A 25375-nucleotide genomic window follows, 5' to 3' on the forward strand; every position below is an offset into this window, starting at 1 on the left:
TAGGAAAAGACCGAGCGTTTTGTTGGGATTTTTTTGTTAAGAATGTCTCATCATTCCAGGACAGCAGCCAGGCCGTGGCCTGTGACCCTACAATCGAACGGTTTTTATCCTGGCCGCTTTGCGCGACACTGTGCGCACGCTATTCACGGAGCCCGTCATGACCGCCAGTGCCGAAAAGTTTACCCGCCAGACCTTGCTGGACGTCCAGCCACTGACGCCTGGCCTGTTCAGCCTGCGGGTGACTCGCGATCCGGGGTTTCGCTTTCGGGCCGGGCAATTCGCCCGGCTTGGCGTGACCAAGGCCGATGGCAGCGTGGTCTGGCGTGCTTACTCGATGGTCAGTGCGCCGCATGACGAGTATTTAGACTTCTTCTCCATCGTGGTCCCGGGCGGGGAGTTCACCAGCGAGCTCAGCCGCCTTGGCGAGGGTGATTCACTGCTGATCGACCGCCAGGCATTTGGCTACCTGACCCTTGATCGCTTCGTCGGTGGCCGTGACCTGTGGCTGTTGGCGACCGGTACCGGCATTGCGCCGTTCATGTCGATCCTGCAGGACTTCGAGGCCTGGGAGCGTTTCGACAACATCAAACTGGTGTATTCGGTACGCGAGGCCAAGGAGCTGGCCTATGTGGATGAGATTGCCGGGCTTGAACAGCGTGATTACCTGGCAGAGTTTGCAGGCAAGCTGCAATTCATTCCCGTGGTTACCCGTGAGCAGTATCCGGACGCGCTGAATGCACGCATCACTACACTGATCGAGAATGGCGAGCTGGAAAAGGCGGCGGGGCTGGAACTGTCGCCTGAGCACTCACGGATCATGCTTTGCGGCAACCCGCAAATGATCGATGAGACCCGCAAGGTGCTCAAGGCGCGTGACCTGCAGTTGAGCTTGAGCAAGCGGCCTGGGCAGGTGGCGGTGGAGAACTACTGGTAGCTGCAAGCTGCAAGCTACAAGTGCTGCCCTTGAGCGGCCTTACGCTTGCAGCTTGCCACTTTTCAAGGCAGGCGATTCTGGTTCTGCGACTTGAGCAGGTCACGAATCTCGGTCAGCAGCGTTTCCTGAGGGGTCGGGGGCGGCGGGGCGCTTGGCGCAACGGCCTCTTCGCGTTTCAGGCGGTTGATCGCCTTGACACCCATGAAGATGGCGAAGGCCACGATCACGAAGTCGATCACGGTCTGGATGAACTTGCCGTAGGCCAGCACCACGGCCGGTATATCGCCCTCAGCCGCCTTCAAGGTAATGGCCAGGTCACTGAAGTCCACGCCTCCGATCAATATCCCCAGTGGCGGCATGATGATATCGCCGACGAATGAGGAGACTATCTTGCCGAATGCAGCGCCGATAATGATACCGACTGCCATGTCGACGACATTGCCCTTGACCGCGAAGGCCTTGAACTCACTGATCATTCCCATGTTCGATTCCCTTGTGACAAATGGTGATGTTTACGCAGTGTAAGCCACTGCATCGCTTCATGCGTGCCGTTCACGGGTAGTGACTGCGCTTGGAACGAATAGTTTTGTCGCATGCCGACGCGCTCGAGACACGTCTGCGTCGGCTATCATGGCGATTTTTCCAGGAGACCCTGCCCATGGCCAAGGCCAAGCGCTTGTATGGCTGCACCGAGTGCGGCGCTACCTTTCCCAAATGGGCCGGCCAGTGTGGCGAATGCGGGGCGTGGAACACCCTGGTCGAAACCATGATCGAGAGCGGCGGTGCGGCGGCACCCAGCGGTCGCGCCGGCTGGACCGGGCAACAGGCGCAGATCAAGACCCTGGCCGAAGTCAGCGTCGAGGAGATTCCGCGGTTCACCACCAGCAGCACCGAACTCGATCGTGTGCTGGGCGGCGGCCTGGTCGACGGTTCGGTGGTGTTGATTGGCGGCGACCCGGGCATCGGCAAATCGACCATTCTGCTGCAGACCTTGTGCAATATCGCCGTGGGCATGCCGGCGCTGTATGTCACCGGCGAAGAGTCGCAGCAGCAGGTGGCCATGCGCTCACGCCGCCTGGGGCTGCCCCAGGACCAGCTCAAAGTGATGACCGAGACCTGTATCGAAACGATCATCGCCACCGCGCGCCAGGAAAAGCCCCGGGTCATGGTCATCGATTCGATCCAGACCATCTTCACCGAGCAATTGCAATCAGCGCCCGGCGGTGTCGCCCAGGTGCGCGAAAGTGCGGCATTGCTGGTGCGCTATGCCAAGCAGAGTGGCACGGCGATCTTCTTGGTCGGCCATGTCACCAAGGAAGGCTCGCTGGCAGGCCCGCGGGTGCTGGAGCACATGGTCGACACCGTGTTGTATTTCGAGGGCGAGTCCGATGGCCGCTTGCGCTTGCTGCGCGCGGTGAAGAACCGCTTCGGTGCGGTCAATGAACTGGGGGTCTTCGGTATGACCGACCGTGGGCTCAAAGAGGTTTCCAACCCATCGGCGATCTTCCTCAACCGGGCTCAGGAAGAGGTACCGGGCAGCGTGGTCATGGCCACGTGGGAAGGTACCCGGCCGATGCTGGTAGAGGTACAGGCACTGGTCGATGACAGCCACCTGGCCAACCCGCGGCGTGTCACCCTGGGCCTGGACCAGAACCGGCTGGCCATGTTGCTGGCGGTGCTGCACCGCCATGGTGGTATTCCCACCCATGACCAGGACGTGTTTCTCAATGTCGTCGGCGGGGTGAAGGTCCTTGAAACCGCGTCGGACCTGGCCTTGTTGGCTGCGGTGATGTCCAGCCTGCGCAACCGGCCATTGGCCCACGGGCTGCTGGTATTTGGCGAGATTGGTTTGTCGGGCGAGGTGCGGCCGGTTCCCAGTGGCCAGGAACGCCTCAAAGAAGCGGCAAAACATGGCTTCAAGCGGGCCATCGTGCCCAAGGGCAACGCACCGAAGGAATCACCGGCGGGGTTGCAGGTGATCGCCGTAACCCGGCTGGAACAGGCTCTGGACGCCTTGTTCGAATAAGCCGCTGGTTGTGCAGGCAATCGGCCGGTGCAGGCAACAAAAAAGGGAGCCGACGATGCGCATCGGCTCCCCCTGGGTCACCGCTCAGTCAGCGGTCAGTGCTCGGCTACCGGCGTTCGCCTGGGCGCCGCATTGCCATGCTCGTCCAGCTCCAGCACCGGCACCTCATTGCCCTCGGCGTCGAACAGCTTGCCTTCCTTGAAGTAATCGCCATCACGCAGTGCAGAGATGTCCGAGTACTGGATGGTGCGCTCGTAGCCTGCCGCGAACACTGACTGCTGGTCCGAATTGCCTGCCGTGAAATGGTTGAAGATCAGGTTCAACACGATGGCCATGATCGCTGCCGAGCTGATGCCGGAGTGGAAGATGGTCTCGAACCAGTTCGGGAAGTGGTGGTAGAAGTTCGGCGCGGCAATCGGGATCATGCCAAAGCCCAGCGAGGCGGCGACGATGATCAGGTTGACGTTGTTCTTGTAGTTGACCTTGGACAGGGTGCGGATACCGCTGGCAGCCACAGTGCCGAACAGCACGATGCCTGCGCCGCCCAGTACCGGGGTTGGCACTGCTGCAATCACCCGGCCCATCACCGGCAGCAGGCCCAGCACTACCAGGATCACACCACCGGTGGCCACCACGTAGCGGCTCTTGACCCCGGTCACGGCCACCAGGCCTACGTTCTGCGCAAAGGCGCTCTGGGTGAAAGAGCCGAATACCGGTGCCAGGATGCTCGAAGCCATGTCGGCGCGCAGGCCATTGCCCAGGCGCTTGGAGTCGACCTTGGTATCGATGATCTCACCCACGGCCAGGATGTCGGCCGAGGTTTCCACCAGGGTCACCATGATCACGATGCACATCGACAGGATCGCCGCGATGTGGAAGGTCGGCATACCGAAGTGGAACGGGGTGGGGAAGGCGAACATCGGGCCTTCGGCCACCTTGCTGAAGTCGGTCATGCCCAGCGCCCAGGCGATCAGGGTGCCGAAGACCATGGCCAGCAGGATCGACAGGCGCGAAATGGTCGCGCTGCCCAGTTTGCTCAGCAGCAGCACGATGGCGAACGTCAGCGCTGCCAGGCCGATGTTGGCCATGCTGCCGAATTCCGGCGAAGCACTGTTGCCGCCCATCACCCAGCGTGCGGCCACCGGCATCAAGGTCAGGCCAATGGTCGTGATGACGATACCGGTGACCAGAGGCGGGAAGAACTTGGTGATGCGCGAGAACACCGGGGTGATCAGAAAGCCGATCAGCGATGCCGCCATGACTGCGCCCAGCACGCCTGGCAAGCCGCCACCGTCCTGGCTGCTGAGAATCGCCCCCATGGTTGCCACGCCTGCGAACGACACGCCCTGCACCAACGGCAACTGGCATCCGAAGAAGGGCAGGCCGAGCGTTTGCAGCAGCGTGGCCAGGCCACCGGCAAACAGCGAGGCCGCGATCAGCATGCCGATCTCGGCACCATTGAGGCCCGCAGCCTGCCCCAGGATCAGGGGTACTGCGACGATCCCTCCATACATGGTCAGCACATGCTGAAGGCCATAGGCCAAGTTGGCTCCAAGGCCGAGGTTTTCGTCCTCGGGGCGCTTGGCGGGAGACGTGCTAGGGGACGTAGTCATTGAGCAGGCTCACTGTTTATTGTTGTGCCGCTACTGTAGACACTTCCTACAAATAATTGCTACAAGAATTGTATACAATATTTTGATTGGAGCGCGAACAAGCAGGCTTGCAGGGTGTGCAAGAACGCAATGCAGATCGCGTACCAACTCATTGAATACGGTGTTAGAGGGGTGTGTACAACGTTGCGATACCCAGGTTGAAAGCTGTCTGGGTAGACAAGAAACACAAGTTGGGAAAGCTATTAGCTAGCTAAGAGATCCCATTATTCGATGAGTTGTCGCAGCTCGCGCATCATTTCGGTGCTGTCGGCCACGTTCAATTCCACAAGACGGTGCAAATGGCTCATCGAATCGATGTCGATGTAGAGGCAGATGAACCCCAGCCGCTTCGCCTCTTCATGGCGTAGTTCCACCTGCATCTGCACATGGGTGTGCGGGTCCAGTTGGATGATCGCATCGAAATCCTGAGTGAGGTCGGCGTTCCACGGCTCAGGGCGCTCGATCAGCAGGCCCTTGAGCGACAGATCCAGGAGTTTGACCGGCCAGCGGCGATCGCCCTGGCGCAGTTCGGTGGGGGCGTCGAAGTCAATGCGCTGGAAGCGCCGGCGATCGTCGGAAGGAGTGGTCATGGCGGGCCCTCGTCAGTAGCACTGACTATAGACCAGCCACGGGCACTCCTGCCGGATGACAGGTGACACGGGGGACATATGGCCGAGTCACCCGGCGCCACCGTTAGCTGGTGACGAAATCGAGGTCGACCACCTGATAGAAGGCCTTGTCGGTCTCGGCTATTTCCCATACGCCCAGCAGTACGTGATAGCCCTGGCGTTCAGGTAGCTCCAAGGTATGCGTGGTGGGTTGTGCCGGCCACATCTGCTCGTCGGTGAAGCCCCAGTAAGGCTGAAGTTCATTGAGGAATGTGGCGAACGGCTGCGGTTCGAACTGGGCACGGGTCAGCGGCTCCCCGGCTTTCCAGTCGGCTTTGGTGATGAAGTAGTTGAAACGGCGATATTTGTGTCGTGCGCTGAAGCTCCAGACAAAATCAAGGGATGCGCCGCTGGCAACGTCATGCTTGTCCCAGTCGACATCCGTTTTGTCCAGGTAGGCCGCGCCGGGCCGTTCGCCGCTGGCAATCTTGCCATCGGCCGGTGGTGCAATATTTTTAACGTCGTCCTTGGCGTAGGGGTCGGTCAGGCCACCGGTCGTCTCGGGGAAGAACTTGCCGCTTTCGATCCCGTTGTGAAGATTGCCTTCGATAAGGCCTTTTTCTTCAGCGAACGTGGCGCGGGACTTTGGGCTCGCAATCGAACCATGGGTGGGGGCGATGGGGGCTGAGCGTTGAGGGGGGCCGGCTTTTTCCGTGGTCATGATCGTTTCCTTTCTGCTGGCTTTTCAGATGTTCGACGCACGATTTCAGCGTGTGCAGATTCGCCAATCGCGTGTCGTCCAAGGGCAATCGGATTGCCTGATCATTGAAAGCGCGTGCCCCTTTCATGCACAACTGGCAAAAATGACAGGCCCGCCGGGGCGCGTGTTGCTTCCCAGGCATGAGGTTGTACGGGTAGCGGCGTTCTAGAGCCTGTGCTCGCCACCGGCTGTATGCCAATTCGGGATGGTAAACCCTTCAAGCAAGCCCTAGACTCAAGGGGCTGTCTATTCCAACCACTTAGCTGGAAGCATGCCATGAACAACAATAACAGCCTGCTACGCCACATCCCGTGGCTGGCGCTGGCGGTCATAGGGGCTTGTGCGCTGGGTGTGGTCGCCCTGCGTCGAGGCGAGGCGATCAATGCCTTGTGGATCGTGGTCGCGGCAGTGGCCATCTACCTGGTCGCCTACCGTTACTACAGCCTGTTCATCGCCACCAAGGTGATGCAACTCGACCCTCGCCGAGCCACCCCTGCGGTGCTCAACAACGATGGCCTGGACTACGTCCCGACCAACAAACACATTCTTTTCGGTCACCACTTCGCCGCCATCGCTGGCGCCGGCCCCCTGGTCGGTCCCGTGCTTGCGGCGCAAATGGGCTACCTGCCTGGCACGCTCTGGCTGATCGCCGGCGTGGTGCTGGCCGGCGCGGTCCAGGACTTCATGGTCCTGTTCCTGTCTACCCGCCGCAACGGCCGCTCGCTGGGCGACATGGTGCGCGAGGAGATGGGGCGCATCCCTGGCACCATCGCCCTGTTCGGCTGCTTCCTGATCATGATCATCATCCTGGCGGTGCTGGCGCTGATCGTGGTCAAGGCCCTGGCTGAAAGCCCATGGGGCATGTTCACGGTGATGGCGACCATCCCGATCGCGATGTTCATGGGCATCTACATGCGCTACATCCGCCCGGGCCGTATCGGCGAGATATCGGTCGTCGGCGTGGTACTGCTGCTGGCGTCGATCTGGCTGGGGGGCCAGATTGCCGCGGATCCGGTCTGGGGCCCGGCGTTCACCTTCACCGGCGTGCAGATCACCTGGATGCTGGTGGGTTATGGCTTCGTCGCTGCCGTGCTGCCAGTGTGGCTGGTGCTGGCGCCGCGTGACTACCTGTCGACCTTCCTCAAGATCGGCACCATCGTCGGCCTTGCCATCGGTATCCTGATCATCGCGCCAGAGCTGAAAATGCCTGCGCTGACCCAGTTCACCGACGGTACAGGCCCGGTGTGGAAGGGCACACTGTTCCCGTTCCTGTTCATCACCATCGCCTGTGGTGCGGTGTCCGGCTTCCACGCGCTGATTTCCTCGGGGACCACGCCGAAGCTGCTGGACAACGAAACCAACGCCCGCTACATCGGCTACGGCGGCATGCTGATGGAATCGTTCGTCGCCATCATGGCCATGGTCGCCGCCTCGGTCATCGAGCCAGGCGTTTATTTCGCCATGAACAGCCCGCCCGCAGTGGTCGGGGCCGACGTCGTGTCGGTGGCGCAGACGGTTAGCAGCTGGGGCTTCCTGATCACCCCCGAGCAGCTTGAGGCCGTGGCCCGCGACATCGGCGAGCACACCATCCTGGCCCGTGCCGGCGGTGCGCCGACGCTGGCGGTGGGTATTGCGCAGATCCTGCACCAGGTACTGCCGGGTGAAAACACCATGGCCTTCTGGTACCACTTCGCGATCCTGTTCGAAGCGCTGTTCATCCTGACCGCAGTGGACGCCGGTACCCGTGCCGGCCGCTTCATGCTACAGGACCTGCTGGGCAGCTTCGTGCCGGCGCTCAAGCGTACCGAGTCGTGGACGGCCAACCTGATCGGCACGGCTGGCTGCGTGGCCCTTTGGGGTTACCTGCTGTATCAGGGCGTGATCGACCCGCTGGGTGGCATCAACACCCTGTGGCCGCTGTTCGGCATCTCCAACCAGATGCTGGCCGGTATCGCCCTGATGCTGGGCACGGTGGTATTGATCAAGATGAAGCGCCAGCGCTACATGTGGGTCACCTTGCTGCCAGCGGTATGGCTGCTGATTTGCACCACCACTGCCGGGCTGATCAAACTGTTCGACCCGAACCCTGCGGTTGGCTTCCTGGCCCTGGCCGAGAAGTACAGCACTGCGCTGGACGCCGGCCAGGTGCTGGCCCCGGCCAAGGATATCGGGCAGATGCAGCACGTGATCTACAACGCCTACACCAACGCCGGGCTCACCGTGTTGTTCCTGATTGTGGTGTTCAGCGTGTTGTTCTTTGCCGTCAAGGTCGGCTACGCCGCCCTCGGCCGCAAGGAACGCACCGACAAGGAAACCCCGTTCCAGGCACTGCCTGACGCTTGAGAGGAATGCTGCGATGTTCAACGACCTGGGTCGGCTGGGTAAATACCTGGGGCAGGCAGCCCGCCTGATGGTCGGCATGCCCGACTACGACAACTATGTCGAGCACATGCAGACCAAGCACCCGGACAAGCCGGTGATGAGCTACGAGGCGTTCTTCCGGGAACGCCAGGAAGCCCGCTACGGTGGCAAGTCCGGCCCCAAGTGCTGCTGATTCGGCACACTGCGTGAACCTGTGGGAGCCTGTGGGCTCCCACAGTCATTTTCAGCTTCAGGAGATTTCTGCGTGCAGACGCCAATTCCCGTAACCGTGCTCACCGGTTTTCTCGGTGCCGGCAAAACCACGTTGCTCAAGCACATGCTAAAAGCCGAGCACGGCCTGAAAATCGCCGTGATCGAGAACGAGTTCAGTGAGGCAGGCATCGACAGCCAGCTGTTGGGTGACGAGCCGGTGCAGGTCATGACCCTGGCCAACGGCTGTGTATGCTGCAGCATTCATGGCGACCTGACCCGTGCCCTGTTCCTGCTGCTCGAGCGCCTGGACGCCGGGGAGATCGCTTTCGATCGCCTGGTGATCGAATGCACTGGCCTGGCCGACCCCGCGCCGGTGGCGCAGACCTTCTTCGTCGAAGAGCAATTGCGCGACCGCTATATCCTCGATGGCATCATTACCCTGGTCGATGCGGCCCATGCCGAGCTGCATCTGGCCCAAACCATCGCGCAGGCCCAGGTGGGCTTTGCCGACCGCCTGTTGCTGAGCAAGACCGACCTGGTCGAGCCGGCGGCGGTGGACGCCTTGCGCGAGCGCCTGGCGCGTATCAATGGCCGTGCGGCGTTGCGCGTGGTCGAGCACGGCCGTATCGACCTGGCCGAACTGCTCGACGTGCGCGGGTTCAACCTCAACCCGGATCTGGGCGCCAACCTCAAGCCAACCCTGCGCCCGGCGTTCAAACCCGCCACACCTGATCGTATCTCGACCCTGGTGTTGCGTACCGAGGTCCCCCTGGACATCGACCGCCTCAGCGGCTTCATGAACGAATTGCTCGAGACTCACGGCAAGCAACTGCTGCGCTATAAAGGTGTGCTCAACATTGCCGGAGAAGACCGTCGCCTGGTGTTCCAGGGCGTGCTCAAGCTCTATGGTTTCGATTGGGACGCCGAGTGGGCCGAAGGCGAAACGCGCGAAAGCGTGATGGTGTTCATTGCCGATGAACTGCCTGAGGCGAAGATTCGGGCGGGTTTCGAAGCGTTGGCTGCGGGCTGAACCGGGCAGGCGTCTGCACGGCGAACCACTGCGGCCATGAACTGCGGTGACGCGTTTGTACCTCGATGCAGGGGATCAGCCGTTCGGTGAGCACGGCGGTCTGTTGCACGGCTTTGGCGGTGCGGTATTTGACGCTGTGGATGCACTCGCGGTCGCCGAACTCACAGCGGTTCAGCGCAGTACCGCCACAGGGGCCGTTGGCCAGGCCCTTGGGGCAGGTTTCGGGGCAGATGTACAAGGTGTCTTCCAGGCGGCACCGGCCACAGGTGTCGCAGCCCAGCAGCGGGCGCTTCACGATGCGCTCCAGCCCGTGCAGCCAGCGGGCGCCGCTGTCGCTGGCCCACAGCGGCTGGCGCACGGCCCAGCCAAAGGTCTTGCTCAGCCAGTTGTTACGGCTGAACAACAGGGCGTGAAACCCATGCAGCAGGTGATAACGCAGTTTCTCCCTGGCGGTTGCGCTGACCCTCGACTGGCCTTGGCGCCAGTCTGCTTGTGGTGGGTGAAAGGTCACCGCCGGCAGGCCTGGCATCTGCCAGCTGCCGGCCCAGGCCGTTGTCCACTGTTCCTGTGAATGGACACGTGCTTGCCAGTCCTCGATGCGCGCCTCCAGGGCGAGCAGTTGCTTGAGTTCGTGAACACCTGAAAGGTGCACCCCGGCATACCCCATCAACTTTACGCCAATGATCTGCAGGGCCAGGCGATCAAGGCCGCGTGCCTGGGCATAGGCTTTGGATACGCCCGCTTCGGCCTCAAGCATGTCGCGCATCGACGGCGATACGGTAACGCCGGCGACATGCTCGAGCATCGCTGCACGGCCATGGCTCAGGCTCATCAGGCAGGCCAGTAGGGGCTTGGGTTCGGCCTGACGCCCCATCCACTGCATGGCCTCCAGATGCTTGCTGGCATCGAAGCCCAATTGCAGGGTGAGGAAATCGGCGCCCGCAGCGAGCTTCTTCTCTGCCTTGAAATACTGCGCACCGCCTTCCTCCTCGCGGTATTTGAATGGGTTGAGTGCAGCCCCCAGCAGCCAGTGGGGGCAGGCCTTGCGAGCAAGTTGCAGTGCGGCGACCGATTCCAGATAGCGCACCGGGCGCTCGCCTGGCTGGTGGCCTGGCAGGCGATCGCCGGTCAGTAGCAGCAATTGGTCGAGGCCGGCGGCGTCCATTCTTTTCAGCTGCGCGAGCAGATCATGGCGTTCACGGTCCTTGCCGGAAAAGTGGGGCAGGGCAGGGACGGGTTTACTGAAGCTGGACAGGGCGTCCAATGGTGAGAGGTCCAGCGGGCTGCCGACACGGTCGCCGATGGCTACGGTCATTGGCCAGCCGCACAAGTGCCCACGGGCCATGATCGCCTCCATCGCAGCGAAGCGTTCGGCCGACGGCTTGGGCACGAACTCCATGACGCAGACGAAGGTTTTTTCGCGCAGCGCCGATTTCAGCAGGCTCATGGCAATGGGGCACCTGGATTGTTCAGTGAGGCATTGTGCGACGCGTCTTGGGCGCAGGCTTGTCTGCGAGCGTACCAGGCTGCTCTGAACAAGACGTGCCCGGCCTATTCATCATGAAAGAATCTTGACTTCATCTCAAATTAAATGAGTTTGTCTCATTGTGTGGCGGGCCGGAAAATCCCCCTCATTATTTTTTGCATTCTGAGGGACAAGAGATGGCACTGGCACATAACCTGGGTTTTCCGCGTATCGGCCGCGACCGCGAACTGAAAAAAGCCCAGGAAGCCTTCTGGAAAGGTGAGTTGGACGAAGCCGGCCTGCGCAAGGTTGGCCGCGACTTGCGCGCGGCGCACTGGCAAGCCCAGAAGGATGCTGGCATCGAGCTGTTGCCCGTCGGCGATTTCGCCTGGTACGACCAGGTACTGACGCACTCGCTGACCTTCGGCGTCATCCCCGAGCGTTTCCGAGGCCATGACGGTGCCAAGCCCACCCTGCAAACCCTGTTCGCCATGGCCCGTGGCGTGGCGACCGAGCGCAGTGCCAACTGCTGCGGCGGTGCCCACGCGCAGGAAATGACCAAGTGGTTCGACACCAACTACCACTACCTGGTACCTGAGTTTACCGTCGATCAGCATTTCGCCCTGAGCTGGGAGCAGCTGTTCGAGGAAGTGGACGAAGCCACGGCATTGGGCCATGCCGCCAAACCGGTGGTGATCGGCCCGCTGACCTACCTGTGGCTGGGCAAAACCAAAGGTGGCGACTTCGACAAGCTGGAGCTGCTCGACCGCTTGCTGCCGGTGTATGACGAAATCCTCAATCGCCTGGCTGGTCAGGGTGTGGAGTGGGTGCAGATCGACGAGCCGATCCTGGTACTCGATCTGCCGCAGGAATGGAAAAACGCCTATGAGCGTGTCTACAACATCCTCCAGCGCGCCCCTTTGAAAAAACTGGTGGCCACCTATTTCGGCGGCCTGGAAGAAAACCTCGGCCTTGCCGCCAACCTACCCGTCGACGGCCTGCATATCGACCTGGTGCGGGCGCCGGAGCAGTACCCGACCATCCTCGACCGCCTGCCGGCCTACAAGATACTGTCGCTGGGCCTGGTCAACGGCCGCAATGTCTGGGCCTGCGACCTGGAAAATGCCGTTGATGTACTGCGTCACGCTGCCGAGCGTCTGGGTGACCGCCTGTGGGTCGCACCATCCTGTTCGCTGTTGCACAGCCCGGTGGACCTGAGCCGTGAAGACCAGCTCGACACCGAGCTGAAAAGCTGGCTGGCCTTCGCCGTGCAGAAATGCCAGGAAGTCGCCGTGCTGGCCAAGGCCGTCAATCAGCCGGACGCTGCCGAAGTTGCCGCCGCACTGGCGCGTAGCCGCGCCATCGAGGCTGGCCGCGCCAGCTCGCCGCGTATCCACAAGCCTGCCGTACAGGCGCGTGTCGACGCGATAAAGCCTGGCGACAGCCAACGCCTGTCGGCGTTCGGCCAGCGCATTGCCAAGCAGCGAGCCGGGCTGAACCTGCCTGCCTATCCGACCACCACCATCGGCTCTTTCCCACAGACCCCTGCCATACGCCTGGCACGCCAGGCGTTTAAACAGGGCAAGTTGACCGAAGCCGATTACGTCGAAGCCATGCACAGTGAAATTCGCCATGCCGTACAGATCCAGGAAAACCTGGGCCTGGACGTACTGGTGCACGGCGAGGCCGAGCGCAACGACATGGTGGAATACTTTGCCGAGCAACTCGACGGTTACTTGTTCACCCGTTTTGGCTGGGTGCAGAGCTATGGTTCGCGGTGCGTGAAGCCGGCGGTGATCTACGGTGACCTGAGCCGGCCTGAGGCAATGACCGTGGCCTGGACCCGCTATGCACAAGGGCTGACCGGCAAAGTGATGAAGGGCATGCTGACCGGCCCGGTGACCATGCTGATGTGGTCGTTCCCGCGTGAGGATGTCAGCCGCGAAGCCCAGGCCCGTCAACTGGCGCTGGCGATTCGCGATGAAGTGCTCGACCTTGAGGCAGCTGATATCAAGATCGTGCAGATCGACGAGGCCGCCTTCCGCGAAGGCCTGCCGCTGCGTCGCAGTGCCTGGCCGGCTTACCTCGAGTGGGCCACCGAAGCCTTCCGCCTGTGCGCTTCGGGCGTTCGTGACGAAACACAGATCCACACCCACATGTGCTACAGCGAATTCAATGATGTGATCGAGTCGATCACTGCGATGGACGCCGACGTCATCACCATCGAGACATCGCGTTCTGACATGGAATTGCTGGAGGCGTTCGAGAAGTTCGACTACCCCAACGAGATCGGCCCAGGTGTGTATGACATTCACTCGCCACGGGTACCGACCAGAGAGGAGATGGTCAAGTTGCTGCGCAAGGCGGCTTTGCGTATTCCGGCCGAGCGTCTGTGGGTCAACCCGGATTGCGGATTGAAAACCCGTTCCTGGCCTGAGACCGAGGCGGCGTTGGTGAACATGGTGGCGGCGGCTCGTGAGTTGCGCGCCACAGCCTGAGCATTTGCTGCTTGTACCGCCCTCATCGCCGGCTTGCCGGCGATGAGGGCAGTGCTGTCTGCCTTAAACCAGGATCAACGCTCGATCGCCAAAGCGACACCCTGGCCCCCGCCGATGCACAGCGTGGCCAACCCCTTCTTGGCGTCGCGCTTGATCATTTCGTGCAGCAAGGTCACCAGCACCCGGCACCCCGAAGCACCGATCGGGTGCCCAAGGGCAATTGCCCCGCCGTTGACGTTGACCCGCGCGGCATCCCACTCCAGCGCCTTGCCCACCGCCAGCGCCTGTGCGGCAAAGGCCTCGTTGGCCTCGATCAGGTCAAGCTCGGCCAATTGCCAGCCGGCCTTGTCCAGGCAACGCTGGGTGGCCGACACCGGGCCAATGCCCATGATTGCCGGGTCCACCCCCGCACTGGCGTAGCCGGCAATTTTGGCCAGTACCGGCAGGCCAAGGGCCTTGGCCTTGCCCGCACTCATCAGCAGCACCGCAGCGGCGCCGTCGTTGAGGCTGGAGGCGTTGCCAGCGGTGACGCTGCCGTCTTTCTTGAAGGCCGGGCGCAGCTTGGCCAAGGAATCAGCGGTGGTGTCCGGGCGTGGCTGCTCGTCACGGTCAAAGACCTTGGGGTCACCTTTTTTCTGCGGCATCACAATGGGCGTGATCTCGTCCTTGAAGCGGCCGGCATCGATGGCGGTCACGGCCTTGCGTTGCGATTGGGCAGCGAACGCATCCTGCTGTTCACGGCTGATGCTGTACTTCTCCACCAGGTTCTCGGCCGTAATGCCCATGTGGTAGTCGTTGAAGGCATCCCACAGGCCGTCGGTGATCATGCTGTCGACCAACTGGCCGTGGCCCATGCGCTGCCCGGTTCGCGCCGAAGGCATCACGTAGGGGGCCAGGCTCATGTTCTCCTGGCCTCCGGCGATCACCACCTCGGCATCACCGCAACGGATGGCCTGGGCCGCCAGGTGCAGGGCCTTGAGGCCAGAACCGCAGACTTTGTTCAGGGTCAGCGCCGGCACACTGTAGGGCAGGCCGGCCTTGATCGCGGCCTGGCGGGCAGGGTTCTGCCCGGCGCCGGCGGTGAGTACCTGGCCGAGAATCACCTCATCGACCTGTGCCGGGTCCAGCCCGGTCTGCTCCAGCAGGCGCTTGATCACGGCAGCGCCCAGGTCTACCGCAGGCACGTTGGCCAGGGCACCCTGGAAGCTGCCGATGGCGGTGCGGGTTGCGGCGACGATGACCACATCGTTCATCTTGTTGTTCTCCGTGTGCAGGTGGGCGCCCAGCGGGCGCAGTGCCACCAGCTTCGGCGGGTTTGGCTCATTTGTTAAGTTTGTTTTTCTTTGCCATTGATGTGAAAAACCAATCAATGGCTCCTGGGCTGGTGTCCGGTCTTTGCTCTTAACCACCGGATCTTGCCGGCGACAGAGTGTTCATCGGGGGGCGCATCGTTTTGCATCCCTTTGATCACCCCGTAATATGTGTCGGATAACCTGTGGGGGTAGTCTCACCCTCTGATCAATCGGAATCGCCCAAGGCGGCGCTTCCCTGCATAAACCTGACGAGGTACAGACATTGGCCATCATTCATCCTAAGGTTCGCGGTTTCATCTGCACCACGACTCACCCCAAGGGCTGCGAGCTGAACGTCCGTGACCAGATCGAAGCCACCCGCAAGCTGGGCGTGCGCGAGGATGGCCCGAAGAAGGTCCTGGTCATTGGTGCATCCAGCGGCTACGGCCTGGCGGCACGCATTACCGCAGCCTTCGGCTTCAAGGCCGATACCCTGGGCGTGTTCTTCGAAAAGCCAGGCACCGAGACCAAGGCTGGCACTGCCGGCTGGTACAACGCTGCTGCCTTCGACAAGTTCGCCAAGGCCGAGGGCCTGTACAGCAAGTCGATCAACGGTGACGCTTTCTCCGATGAAGCCCGTGCCAAGGTCATCGAGCTGATCAAGAACGAAATGGGCGGTCAGGTCGACCTGGTCATCTACTCCCTGGCCTCGCCGGTGCGCAAGCTGCCGCAGACCGGTGAAGTGATCCGTTCCGCGCTCAAGCCGATCGGCCAGCCGTACAAGTCGACCGCCATCGACACCAACAAGGACACCATCATCGAGGCCAGCATCGAGCCGGCCACCGAGCAGGAAATCGCTGACACCGTCACCGTCATGGGCGGCCAGGACTGGGAACTGTGGATCGACGCCCTGAACGCCGCTGGCGTGCTCGCGCCACAGGCTCGCACCGTGGCCTTCAGCTACATCGGTAGCGACATCACCTGGCCGATCTACTGGCACGGCGCCCTGGGCAAGGCCAAGCAGGACCTGGACGAAACCGCCCAGCGTCTGGCCGGTAAGGTCGGTGGCAGCGCCAACGTGGCCGTGCTCAAGTCGGTGGTCACCCAGGCCAGTTCGGCCATTCCGGTGATGCCGCTGTACCTGTCGATGGTCTTCAAGATCATGCAGGAGAAGGGCGTCCACGAAGGTACCCAGGATCAGCTGGACCGCATGTTCCGTGACCGCATGTACCGTGCTGACGGCGCCCCGGCGGAGCTGGACGAGAAGGGCCGCCTGCGCCTGGACGACTGGGAGCTGCGCGACGACGTGCAGAGCGCCTGCAAGGCCCTGTGGCCGCAAGTGACCACCGAGAACCTGTTCGAACTGACCGACTACGCCGGTTACAAGAAGCAGTTCCTCAACCTGTTCGGCTTCGAGCGCGCTGACGTCAACTACGACGAAGATGTGGCGACCGATGTGAAGTTCGACTGCGTCGAGCTGTAGGCCCTCTGGCTGTACCGGCCCCGCGAAAGGGCCGGTATAGCCCTCGCGTTTTTTGCTAGCGTTGGCGCACAACAACAGGAAGCGCGCCATGAGCAGCCTCACCCAACCGGCCACGCCTTTTCGCCAGACCACAGCCGACGGCTACAGCCTTGGTGGTTTCTACTGGCGCCACGCCCTGGCCAATCCCCAGCGCCCGCTGGTGATCATCAATGCCGCCACGTCCGTGCGCTGCCGTTACTACACCCGCTTTGCCGATTACCTGTTCGCCCAAGGCTGCGACGTGTTGACCTATGACTACCGCGGCATCGGCGAATCCCGGCCGCCTTCCTTGCGCGGTTTCCAGGCCTCCTGGAGCGACTGGGGCAGGTTGGATTTCGAAGCCATGCTGGCGTACGCCGCCCAGGCATTTCCCTGCCAGCCGGTGGATGTCGTTGGGCACAGCTTCGGCGGTTGCGCCGTAGGGCTGGCGCCGTCTGCCGAGCGGATCAGGCGGGTGGTAATGGTGGGTGCGCAGTTCGCCTACTGGCGTGACTACGCGGCCGATCAGCGTTGGCGACTGTTCGGTAAATGGCATGTGGCGATGCCGTTGCTGACCCGTGTGTTCGGTTACTTCCCTGGCAAGCGCCTGGGCTGGATGGAAGACACGCCTGCCGGTGTGGTCCAGGACTGGACTACCCGTACTGCGCGCTACGAGCAAAGGCCCAGCGGGCGCCAGTTGCAGTACTTGCCGTTTGCTCAGGTGCGGGCGGCAACGTTGGCGATTAGCCTGGCCGATGACCCGTTTGGCACGGTTGCCGCTACAGAGCGATTGCTAGGTTATCTGGAAGGCGCCGAGCGTCGGCATCTGCGGATCGCACCTGTGGATATCGCGGTCGAGGACATTGGCCACTTCGCGTTTTTCCATGACCGATTCCGCGAGAGCCTGTGGCCGATTGCGCTGGCGTGGTTGCAGCGCGGCGGGTTGCCGGCCGACGGGCCGGGGCAGATCATCAGTTGATGGGGCCTGCCCGGCCCGGCAGTATCAGGCGTTGCGCGAAAGCGGCTGGGCGGTGAACTTCACGCCTGCCAGGCCATGCGCGATCAGCGCACGGATGTTGCCATGGTCAGTGCCCTCGGGCGTGGCCATCACGTCGCGGTAGTGTTCACCGAAGGCCAGCAGCGCCTCCTGGTCGCTCAGGCCTTCCAGCAGGGCCAGGCCCAGCGTCTTGCACGAGCCTTCGTTCTGCCCGGCGGCGTTTTCCACGCCACCGTTGGTGAAGGCCTGTGGCTGGTAGCTGTAGTTGGCAGCGATGAACGCCAGGGTGTCGGCAAAGGCGTGTTCGCCACTGGCCAGGCTGGCGCGCAGGGTGTTCAGATCAGTCACGAGGTTTTCCTTTTTCAAACGCCGCTTGCTGGTCGGCGCTGGCTTCTTTCTGGTACTGGGTTTTCCATTCGGCGTAGGGCATGCCATACACCGCTTCGCGGGCGTCATCCAGGCTGATGTCGACCTGGCGTTCGTCGGCCGCGGCCTTGTACCACTTGGACAGGCAGTTACGGCAGAAGCCGGAGAGGTTCATCAGGTCGATGTTCTGCACATCGGTGCGGTTCTGCAGGTGTGCGACCAGGCGCCGGAAGGCGGCGGCCTCGAGTTCGAGTTGTTCTTGCGCAGTCATGGGCTTCTCTCAGGTCATGCGATTCTTCAGGTGGCGGCCACCGTTGATGACCACCTGGCTGCCGGTGCTGTATTGGCTGTCGAGCAGGTATTTGACCGTCTCGATCAGCGGGCCGGCGCCGGGTTCGAATTCCAGCAGGGCCTTTTTCAGGGTCTGCTGGCGATAGGCTTCGTCGCCCCCTTCCTTGAGGATCAGCAGCCCGGGCAGGATACCGTTGACGTGTACCTTGGGCGCATATTTTTCGGCGAACGACAGCACCATGTTCTGCAGCGCTGCCTTGGTGGCGGCATAGCCGATATGGCTCTTGCTGCCACGCGAGGAGGTTTCGTCGCAGATATGGATGATATCGGCCTTGTCGACCTTGTTCAGCAAATCACCCAGCGCCAGGTTCAGGTGGTAGGGCGCCTCGACGTGGAGGCGGAACATGGTCTGCAGGTTGTCCAGGCCATCGTCGAGCCACAAAGAGGCATTGTGGATGATCGCGCGCAGCCCATCGTAGTGCTGCTGCAGGTGGTCGATCAGCGCCTGACGGTCGGCCGCCAGGCAAAGGTCGGCCTGGAACTGCACGATGTTGGGGTGCGCAGGCTGGGGCTGGACACTGCGGCTGGCACTGACCACGGTATGGCCGGCCTCTGCCAGCTCAAGGGCCAAGGCCAGCCCGACGCGCTGGCTGGCTCCGGTAACGAGAATTGGGCTGTTCATGTGCGGGCGGTCAACTTGTCTTTCCTGTCGTTGCCGCCCAGCATACCCGAACTGTTTCCCTCTTGTATGGCCTGGCCTCAGCGGCTGCGCAGTGCGGCGCCTGAGGGCGGCGAGGCATGAAGCCAGCCGGCCAGCAGGCGGGTGGAGAGGGGAATGAACAGGTAGACCATCAGCGGCGTCAGGGCCAGGGTGCTGAGCATCACGCGCGGCACCAGTTCAAATTCGGTCAGCCAGTGGCCGAACAGCACGTTGAACAGCAGCGAGACGGGGAAAAATGCCAGCCAGATCGCGATTGCCTGTTTCCAGCGTGGTGGTTTTTGCACTGTGTTGGTGCCGAACCAGTCATCAATGCCACTGACGCGCCTTTCTTTGGGGCGCTCGAACAGGCCGTTGCCGCGTTGCAGCCAGGCCCGGCGCGACGCGGAATGCTCCCAGGCGTGCAGGGTGGGTTCATCGCTGAAGCGGAAAATGATCTGGAATTCATCGCTGTCGCGGGGCGGTGCGAGGATGCCTGAACCGAGATAGCCGGGGAAGTCGGTGGCCAGTTGCTCGCCTTCGTGCAGCCAGGCCAGCAGGTCCTGGTAGCGGCCATGGGCGGCGCGGCGCGACACCATCAGGGTGACGGGTGGGGTAGACATCGTGTATCTCCTGGCGACGGGGCTGGCGGGTAGCCGGCCCCTTGGCTGCGTTGCCCGGGGTGGTGGGCGACGCAGGCTTGCATGCAAGAATCGGGCGCGGATTATCGCTTATTGGACTTCGTTGGCAACTGCTCCGCTGCAAAAGGGAGGCTAACGTGAGACGTTCCCGGTCGTAGTAGACTGTACCTCCAATTTTTTGCGCACAGGTCACTAAGTGCAGATGGACAAACAGGGACTTATCGCGCAAGTCGAAGCAGGCCTGCAGCATTCGGAGCTGTACCCGATTCGTGAAGTTTCCCGGCTCACCGGGGTCAATGCCGTGACCTTGCGTGCCTGGGAGCGGCGCTATGGGCTGATCCAGCCAACACGCACCGACAGTGGCCATAGGCTCTATTCGCTGGCAGACATCGACGAAATCCGGCGCATCCTCGGGTGGCTCGAACGCGGTGTGGCGGTCAGCAAGGTCGGCAGTATTCTGGCGCGTGATCAGGCGAACGTGCATGACGCGTTTGCAGCCGATTCCGCCATCCGCTGGCAGGCGCAATTGCGCGAGGCCGTGCAACGCTTTGATGCCGCAAGCCTTGACCGCTTGTTCGACCAGGTGTTTGCCTGCATCAGTCAGGACCAGGTTTTCGCTGATGTGTTCATGCCTGTCTGGCACGACCTGGCGGCGGGGCAGGGTGCGTTCGGCCAGGCCAGCGAGTGGCTGTTCCTCGATCAGTTCTTGCGAGCCCGGGTGTTCTCGCGCCTGCAGCTCACGCGTCGGCAGCGCAGCCGCTGCGTGCTACTGGCACCGTTGCCAGGGCAGTGCCTGGAACTGGAACTGTTGGTCACCGGCCTGTTGTTGTGCAGCGATGATGTCGGAGTGACGGTGTTGACGCCTGGGCAGCCGCTGGATGAATTGGCGGTCGTCTCTGGAAAGCTCCGGCCCGATGCTTTGGTGCTGTTCTCCAACCACGCGCCGACCGCTGAGCTGAGCAAGCGCTTGAGCCGTCTGGCTGCCGGGCTTGAGTGCCCATTGCTACTGGCGGGGGAGGCTGCCGAAATGGCCCAGGAAAGCCTGGCCGGCAGCCCGGTGGCGTGCCTGGGTGCAGAGGTAAGCCTGATGCGGCGGCGCCTGCGGCAATACCTGGCCGGTCAGCTCGACAGCTGAGCGTGCAGCTCCGGGTGGGCCTGAAGGTGAGCCTGCAGAATGTATTCACGCAAGCGCTCGGTTTCTTGCGCCGGGCTGCGGCTGAGGTCGTAGGCAGCGAGATCCGAGCCAATACGCCGGCGTAGCCTGCCGTGCAGTGTGATGGCCGGGATGCCCCCTGGCGCGAAGCGCAGGTCGAAGCGCGAAGGCGCTTCGGGCAGGCCGCGAATTTCCAGCAGCGCCCCTTTGAACGAAATCTCGCGCACGAAGAGCCCGCTAACCTTCCCGTGCGCATCCAGTAGCGCAGTGGGTTGGTCCATCGACAGGCGCCAAGGGCGCAGCATCGGGCCGTCTTCGTAGATTTCCGGCGAGCCGATCTGCAGGTGCACGGCGTGGAACTCGTCTTCCACCAGGTGCAGGGGGAAGTTGATCTGCTGGTTGTTGAACTGTGCCTGCAGGGTGACTTGCTCGTTGGCCACCAGCCGAGCCAGCAACGACTGAATACGACGGTCGCCATTGACCAGCAGGCTCGACATCGGGTCGGTCTGGTTCAATTGCGGGGAATGCTGCATGTCCTGGATGAAATCCAGCTCGTCCTGGGTCAAAAGCGCATTGGCGTGCATGATCGAACTCGGAGTTGACGGCTTCTTCAACGGGATTGACTCTGCCTTAAGCGCTTGGTTCCTGGCGCTTGTCGAAATTCCGACGAACGTTCATCTCGGCCAGTTCACGTTCCAGCTCGACCTGGCGGCTGACATCCTTCTGGATGCCGATGAAATACGTGCGATGATCGGCATCGCATTTCACCGGCGTGATCGACAACTCGTTCCAGAAGGCGCTGCCGTCCTTGCGGTAGTTGCGCAGTACTTCGCGGCAGGGACGGCCTTCGGCCAGCGCCTTGCGAATGCGCGCTCGGGCAAGCTGGTCCCGGTCATCGCCCTGCAGGAAACGGCAATCCTGGTAAAGGATCTCGTCGCGGCTGTAGCCGGTCAGGCGCTCGAACGCCGGGTTGACGTAGATCAGAATGGTGTCATCGCCTTCCTGTTCGGCGACCACGATGCCGTCGTTGGACGCATCGACCACCGATTGCAGCAGTTGTGCGTTGATCATGTCCTGGCCAGTAGACAAAGGGGGCATAGGGATGGGCGGCCTTTTGCCACCGCCGGATGCTAGTATCCTACGTTTTCACTCAGTTTCGGAATCCATCTCTCGATGAAAATCGCCATTATTTCCGGCTCCGTGTACGGTACTGCCGAAGAAGTTGCCCGTCATGCCGAGTCGCTGCTCAAGGCTGCAGGCCATGATGCCTGGCACGCTGCCCGCGCCACCCAACAGGATCTCGAAGGTTTTGCGCCAGAAGCGTTGCTGGCAGTGACCTCCACCACCGGCATGGGTGAACTGCCGGACAACCTCATGGCGCTGTACAGCAGCATCCGTGACACCCTGCCCGCCGCCTGGCGTGGCTTGCCGGGGGCGGTCATTGCGTTGGGCGACTCCAGTTATGGCGATACTTACTGCGGCGGTGGCGAGCAGTTGCGTGAACTGTTTGCCGAATTGGGTGTGCGTGAACTGCAGCCGATGCTCAAGCTCGATGCCAGCGAGACAGTAACCCCGGAGACTGACGCCGAACCGTGGTTGGCAGCATTTGCCCAGGCCCTGACGGCCTGAGGTTGTAGTGGCGACCCGTGTGCGCAGTGACCGTTCGTGCCACTGACTCGCTCGGTCATCAAGCTGGCTGTCAACGCAAGTTTCACCGAGTGGGCGGCTGACTAGACTCAGCCTCGACATAGAGAGCACATGTATGTGCCGAGGTGAAATGCAATGACCGCAGCCTTGCCCTATAACCACAACCTTTGCATACCGGGACGAATCTGATGCCTTTGGCCGAGATACCATTGTGCGTCTGGCGTACCCGGAGTCAGAGTTTTTCATTCCGGGGCCAGAGCATCCGCTACTGGACCGCAGGGCAAGGAGAGCCCCTGCTGCTGTTGCATGGATTCCCGACGGCAAGTTGGGATTGGCATTACCTCTGGACGCCGCTGGCCCAGCGCTTTCGCCTCATCGCCTGCGACATGCTCGGCTTTGGCGATTCGGCCAAGCCGCTCAACCATGGCTACAGCCTGATCGAGCAAGCCGACCTGCAGCAGGCCTTGCTCGCCCACCTCAAGGTCGACCAGCCTGTGCACCTGCTGGCACACGATTACGGCGGCAGTGTGGCCCAGGAGTTGCTGGCGCGACACCATGAACAGCGTGCCGACATCGCCAGTTGCGTGTTCCTCAACAGCGGCCTGTTCCCTGAAAGCTGCCGGGTACTGTTGATACAGAAGCTGTTGCTCAGCCGCCTGGGTTGGCTGGTGGCGCGTTCGTTCGGGCGCGACGACCTGGTGCGCAACGTCAGCCAGGTCTATGGGCCGTGCACTCACCCCAGTGAAAGCGCGCTGGATGACTTCTGGAGCCTGATCGCTTCCAACGGCGGCACTCGCATCCTGCACAAGCTGGTCGGTTTCGTGACCGAGCGCAGGCTGCATCGCGAGCGCTGGGTGGGTGCGCTGCAGCGTGAGGGCGTGCCGCTGCGTTTTATCAACGGCGTGGTCGATCCGCTTAGCGGAGCGCAGATGGTCGAGCGTTACCAGCAACTGGTGCCCAACCCGGACATCGTGCAATTGCAAGGCATTGGCCATTACCCGCACACCGAAGCCCCTGCGCAGGTATTGCGCCATTATCTGGCCTTTCGCGAACAGCCGCTGAGCTACTTCCCGCAAAAAGTGGCCTGGTCCTGAGCCACTGACATCGTTGCGCGTTATCGCCTGGCATTCAGGCTGAGTGAGCTTGATTGTCCGCTGGCAGAGGCTGGTGGACACTCGAGGCCTTCAACCTGTCTGGAGCCAAGAGCATGAGCGAGCCGGTAAGTCTGCAAGACCGTGTGGTGATCGTCACGGGGGCCGGTGGTGGCCTGGGCCGCGCCCATGCACTGTTGTTCGCCGCGCGTGGCGCCAAGGTGGTGGTCAACGATCTTGGGGGTTCCACCCATGGGGAAGGCGCCAGCGCTTCGGCGGCCGATCGGGTTGTCGAGCAGATCCGCGCCGCAGGTGGTACGGCTGTGGCCAACCACGACTCCGTCAGTGACGGCGCACGCATCGTCGAACAGGCGCTGGACAGCTTTGGTCGGGTCGATGTACTGGTCAACAATGCCGGCATCCTGCGTGACAAGACGTTCCACAAGATGGACGACAGTGATTGGGATCAGGTTTACCGGGTCCATGTCGAGGGCGCCTACAAGGTCACCCGCGCTGCCTGGCCCCATTTACGCGAGCAGAACTGGGGGCGGGTGATCTTCACCGCTTCGACCTCTGGGATCTATGGCAACTTCGGCCAGGCCAATTACGGCATGGCCAAGCTTGGCTTATATGGCTTGACCCGTACCCTGGCCATCGAAGGGCGCAAACACGGCGTGTTGGTCAATGCCATCGCGCCTACCGGTGGCACGCGCATGACCGAAGGGCTGATCCCGGCACAGGTGTTCGAACGCCTCAAGCCTGAACTGGTCAGCCCCCTGGTGGTTTACCTGGGGAGCGAGCAGTGCCAGAGCAGCGGTGAGCTGTTCGAGGTGGGCGGGGGCTGGATTGGCAAGGTGCGCTGGGAGCGTAGCCTGGGTGTCGGCTTCGACCCGAGGGAAGGTTTTAGCCCTGAGCAGGTGGCTGACAGCTGGGCGCAGATTGGTGATTTCGCTGAGGCGATACACCCGCAGGACAGCTTGCAGGCGTTGCAGCAGATGATGGCGAACCTGCAGCAGTATCCGCTGCAGCGTCCTTGAGATCGAGCTCCATCGCGGTCGGCGCTCGGTCTGCTGGCCGCCAGAACAGTCAAGGCATGCGCCACCAACGCACTGTAAACAACCGACAAAAAAAAGCCGCTGCAAGCGCAGCGGCCAATCGAGACGTCAGATCAAGGAGCTTCAAAATCAACGTCGGTGAACCTCGCAGGCCTGAAAGGCGGGGGGAGTGCCCTTCATGCCGGCCAGTGATTCAAGAATAAGCGCTTGATCCGGCAGGAAAAATAGCCGCTTGCGACATTCACCTTTACGTTTCAGGCAACAGTGCCACAGCCCGTCTCAGGCCTTCGGTGCGTAACCCATGCGCCAGCTGGTATCACGCGCTGCTGCCAGCAGGCGCTGCGCCGCCGGCCCATGTTCATCGGCGTGAAAGATCGAGGTCGGCCCTACCACGGTCATCACCGCGGCGATCTGCCCCATGGCATTGAACACGGGGGCCGAGAGCGCATCCACGCCCGGCATCAGCAAACCGTGCACATGGTGCAGGCCCCGTTCGCGAATGCCTGCCAGCAGCCGGTCGTAATCGCTCGCGCTTTGCTGCAGCACGGCCAGTTCCTTGTCGCGCAGCTCCAGGGTTTCGCGCTCAGGCAAGTACGCGGCAAACACCAGCCCGGTAGAGGAACTGAGCAGCGGCAACACCGAGCCGATCTGGGTCACCACCGTCACCGCCCGTACAGCAGGCTCGATGCTGACCACCGTTGCTCCCTGATTGCCCCACACGGCGATGAAGCAGCTTTCGTTGAGCTCGTCGCGAAGCTGCGACAAGGGCAGCGCCGCCAGCTTCAGCACATCAATGCTGCCCAACGCTGCCAGCCCCACGCGCAATGCTTCACGGCCAAGCCCGTAGTGGTTGGTGGCCGCATCCTGCTCGGCAAAACCACTGGCAATGAGTGCTTGCAGGTAACGGTGCACTTTGCTCGCGGGCATCTGCACGTGCTCGGCCAACCGCGACAGGGAGGTGGACGGCGAGAGCTCGGCGAGGGCCTTGAGGATGTCGGTGCCGACTTCCGCCGAGCGGACCTTCTGCTTGCCGTTGTCGGTGGGGGAGCTGGCTTTGGCCATGGGTTGGGTTTTCCGGATTCGTCGAGTCGCGCCTT

At 62.1% G+C, this 25375-nt stretch carries 25 protein-coding genes; 12 read left to right on the forward strand and 13 right to left on the reverse strand.

The window, feature by feature from the left end; genetic code table 11:
* The first annotated feature begins 157 nt into the window (after nucleotides 1-157).
* Nucleotides 158-934 carry a ferredoxin--NADP reductase gene (locus JOE27_RS20420; protein ID WP_204919669.1) on the forward strand — a complete coding sequence of 259 codons (777 nt, stop codon included), beginning with the start codon at nucleotides 158-160 and terminating at the stop codon, nucleotides 932-934.
* Between the two features lie 62 nt (nucleotides 935-996).
* On the opposite strand, the gene mscL is transcribed toward JOE27_RS20420, so the two are convergent.
* Nucleotides 997-1416 (reverse strand): large-conductance mechanosensitive channel protein MscL, encoded by a 420-nt coding sequence (gene mscL, locus JOE27_RS20425; RefSeq protein WP_204919671.1) that lies wholly within the window; start codon nucleotides 1414-1416, stop codon nucleotides 997-999.
* 176 nt (nucleotides 1417-1592) lie between these two features.
* Between mscL and radA the strand changes: the two genes are divergently transcribed.
* A complete protein-coding gene (gene radA, locus JOE27_RS20430; RefSeq protein WP_042111159.1) occupies nucleotides 1593-2960 on the forward strand; it encodes a DNA repair protein RadA in 1368 nt (455 codons plus the stop codon).
* A gap of 95 nt (nucleotides 2961-3055) precedes the next feature.
* On the opposite strand, the gene JOE27_RS20435 is transcribed toward radA, so the two are convergent.
* The 3 genes from JOE27_RS20435 to JOE27_RS20445 all read right to left on the reverse strand — a co-directional run bounded on the left by JOE27_RS20435 (nucleotide 3056) and on the right by JOE27_RS20445 (nucleotide 5941).
* On the reverse strand, nucleotides 3056-4573 hold the full coding sequence (locus tag JOE27_RS20435) for a nucleobase:cation symporter-2 family protein (protein ID WP_046784717.1): 1518 nt from the start codon (nucleotides 4571-4573) through the stop codon (nucleotides 3056-3058).
* Between the two features lie 263 nt (nucleotides 4574-4836).
* A complete protein-coding gene (locus JOE27_RS20440; protein WP_046784718.1) occupies nucleotides 4837-5202 on the reverse strand; it encodes a PilZ domain-containing protein in 366 nt (121 codons plus the stop codon).
* A 103-nt stretch (nucleotides 5203-5305) separates the two neighbouring features.
* Nucleotides 5306-5941: a lytic polysaccharide monooxygenase auxiliary activity family 9 protein gene (locus JOE27_RS20445; protein WP_204919681.1), complete on the reverse strand. Its 636-nt coding sequence runs from the start codon at nucleotides 5939-5941 to the stop codon at nucleotides 5306-5308.
* 315 nt (nucleotides 5942-6256) lie between these two features.
* Between JOE27_RS20445 and JOE27_RS20450 the strand changes: the two genes are divergently transcribed.
* The 3 genes from JOE27_RS20450 to yjiA all read left to right on the forward strand — a co-directional run bounded on the left by JOE27_RS20450 (nucleotide 6257) and on the right by yjiA (nucleotide 9584).
* Nucleotides 6257-8323 (forward strand): carbon starvation CstA family protein, encoded by a 2067-nt coding sequence (locus JOE27_RS20450; protein ID WP_046784720.1) that lies wholly within the window; start codon nucleotides 6257-6259, stop codon nucleotides 8321-8323.
* Between the two features lie 13 nt (nucleotides 8324-8336).
* Entirely contained in the window at nucleotides 8337-8534 is a 198-nt protein-coding gene (locus tag JOE27_RS20455; RefSeq protein ID WP_008094130.1) for a YbdD/YjiX family protein, read from the forward strand.
* Nucleotides 8535-8606: 72 nt separating this feature from the next.
* Nucleotides 8607-9584 (forward strand): GTPase, encoded by a 978-nt coding sequence (gene yjiA, locus JOE27_RS20460; protein ID WP_204919686.1) that lies wholly within the window; start codon nucleotides 8607-8609, stop codon nucleotides 9582-9584.
* Here the strand turns inward: yjiA and JOE27_RS20465 are convergent.
* Nucleotides 9520-11031 (reverse strand): methylenetetrahydrofolate reductase C-terminal domain-containing protein, encoded by a 1512-nt coding sequence (locus JOE27_RS20465; RefSeq protein ID WP_115273575.1) that lies wholly within the window; start codon nucleotides 11029-11031, stop codon nucleotides 9520-9522. The genes yjiA and JOE27_RS20465 overlap by 65 nt on opposite strands.
* Nucleotides 11032-11246: 215 nt before the next feature.
* Here JOE27_RS20465 and metE point away from each other — a divergent pair, with 215 nt between their 5' ends.
* Nucleotides 11247-13547 carry a 5-methyltetrahydropteroyltriglutamate--homocysteine S-methyltransferase gene (gene metE / locus JOE27_RS20470; protein ID WP_204919688.1) on the forward strand — a complete coding sequence of 767 codons (2301 nt, stop codon included), beginning with the start codon at nucleotides 11247-11249 and terminating at the stop codon, nucleotides 13545-13547.
* A 74-nt stretch (nucleotides 13548-13621) separates the two neighbouring features.
* Here the strand turns inward: metE and JOE27_RS20475 are convergent, their stop codons facing one another.
* Complete coding sequence (locus tag JOE27_RS20475; RefSeq protein ID WP_204919737.1) at nucleotides 13622-14800, reverse strand: acetyl-CoA C-acetyltransferase; 1179 nt, start codon at nucleotides 14798-14800, stop codon at nucleotides 13622-13624.
* Nucleotides 14801-15122: 322 nt separating this feature from the next.
* Between JOE27_RS20475 and fabV the strand changes: the two genes are divergently transcribed.
* Nucleotides 15123-16322, forward strand: coding sequence for an enoyl-ACP reductase FabV (fabV, locus tag JOE27_RS20480; protein WP_204919739.1), 1200 nt, complete (start codon nucleotides 15123-15125; stop codon nucleotides 16320-16322).
* Between the two features lie 88 nt (nucleotides 16323-16410).
* Entirely contained in the window at nucleotides 16411-17319 is a 909-nt protein-coding gene (locus tag JOE27_RS20485) for an alpha/beta fold hydrolase (RefSeq protein ID WP_204919741.1), read from the forward strand.
* A 24-nt stretch (nucleotides 17320-17343) separates the two neighbouring features.
* Here the strand turns inward: JOE27_RS20485 and JOE27_RS20490 are convergent, their stop codons facing one another.
* The 4 genes from JOE27_RS20490 to JOE27_RS20505 form a co-directional block, all read right to left on the reverse strand.
* Nucleotides 17344-17685 carry a HopJ type III effector protein gene (locus tag JOE27_RS20490; protein ID WP_204919744.1) on the reverse strand — a complete coding sequence of 114 codons (342 nt, stop codon included), beginning with the start codon at nucleotides 17683-17685 and terminating at the stop codon, nucleotides 17344-17346.
* On the reverse strand, nucleotides 17678-17974 hold the full coding sequence (locus JOE27_RS20495) for a DUF1244 domain-containing protein (RefSeq protein ID WP_012312735.1): 297 nt from the start codon (nucleotides 17972-17974) through the stop codon (nucleotides 17678-17680). The genes JOE27_RS20490 and JOE27_RS20495 overlap by 8 nt, the downstream gene beginning before the upstream one ends.
* Nucleotides 17975-17983: 9 nt before the next feature.
* Nucleotides 17984-18676 (reverse strand): dihydromonapterin reductase, encoded by a 693-nt coding sequence (folM, locus tag JOE27_RS20500; RefSeq protein ID WP_115273580.1) that lies wholly within the window; start codon nucleotides 18674-18676, stop codon nucleotides 17984-17986.
* Between the two features lie 77 nt (nucleotides 18677-18753).
* Nucleotides 18754-19314, reverse strand: a complete 561-nt coding sequence (locus JOE27_RS20505) for an antibiotic biosynthesis monooxygenase (protein WP_046784728.1) — start codon at nucleotides 19312-19314, stop codon at nucleotides 18754-18756.
* A gap of 220 nt (nucleotides 19315-19534) precedes the next feature.
* Between JOE27_RS20505 and JOE27_RS20510 the strand changes: the two genes are divergently transcribed.
* Nucleotides 19535-20467, forward strand: coding sequence for a MerR family transcriptional regulator (locus tag JOE27_RS20510; RefSeq protein WP_119688280.1), 933 nt, complete (start codon nucleotides 19535-19537; stop codon nucleotides 20465-20467).
* Here JOE27_RS20510 and JOE27_RS20515 read toward each other — a convergent pair.
* Nucleotides 20452-21069, reverse strand: coding sequence for a hypothetical protein (locus JOE27_RS20515; RefSeq protein ID WP_046784730.1), 618 nt, complete (start codon nucleotides 21067-21069; stop codon nucleotides 20452-20454). The genes JOE27_RS20510 and JOE27_RS20515 overlap by 16 nt on opposite strands.
* 46 nt (nucleotides 21070-21115) lie before the next feature.
* Nucleotides 21116-21556, reverse strand: a complete 441-nt coding sequence (locus JOE27_RS20520; RefSeq protein ID WP_204920649.1) for a PAS domain S-box protein — start codon at nucleotides 21554-21556, stop codon at nucleotides 21116-21118.
* 102 nt (nucleotides 21557-21658) lie between these two features.
* Between JOE27_RS20520 and JOE27_RS20525 the strand changes: the two genes are divergently transcribed.
* From JOE27_RS20525 to JOE27_RS20535, 3 genes are all read left to right on the forward strand, one after another.
* Nucleotides 21659-22114: a flavodoxin gene (locus tag JOE27_RS20525; RefSeq protein WP_046784732.1), complete on the forward strand. Its 456-nt coding sequence runs from the start codon at nucleotides 21659-21661 to the stop codon at nucleotides 22112-22114.
* A 206-nt stretch (nucleotides 22115-22320) separates the two neighbouring features.
* Nucleotides 22321-23226 carry an alpha/beta hydrolase gene (locus tag JOE27_RS20530; RefSeq protein ID WP_115273583.1) on the forward strand — a complete coding sequence of 302 codons (906 nt, stop codon included), beginning with the start codon at nucleotides 22321-22323 and terminating at the stop codon, nucleotides 23224-23226.
* Nucleotides 23227-23339: 113 nt separating this feature from the next.
* On the forward strand, nucleotides 23340-24260 hold the full coding sequence (locus JOE27_RS20535) for an SDR family oxidoreductase (RefSeq protein ID WP_204919746.1): 921 nt from the start codon (nucleotides 23340-23342) through the stop codon (nucleotides 24258-24260).
* 297 nt (nucleotides 24261-24557) lie between these two features.
* Here the strand turns inward: JOE27_RS20535 and JOE27_RS20540 are convergent, their stop codons facing one another.
* Nucleotides 24558-25340 (reverse strand): IclR family transcriptional regulator, encoded by a 783-nt coding sequence (locus JOE27_RS20540; RefSeq protein ID WP_012312744.1) that lies wholly within the window; start codon nucleotides 25338-25340, stop codon nucleotides 24558-24560.
* Nucleotides 25341-25375 lie beyond the last annotated feature (35 nt).

This window comes from Pseudomonas sp. M5 (assembly GCF_016907075.1).
Lineage (GTDB): Bacteria > Pseudomonadota > Gammaproteobacteria > Pseudomonadales > Pseudomonadaceae > Aquipseudomonas > Aquipseudomonas putida_E.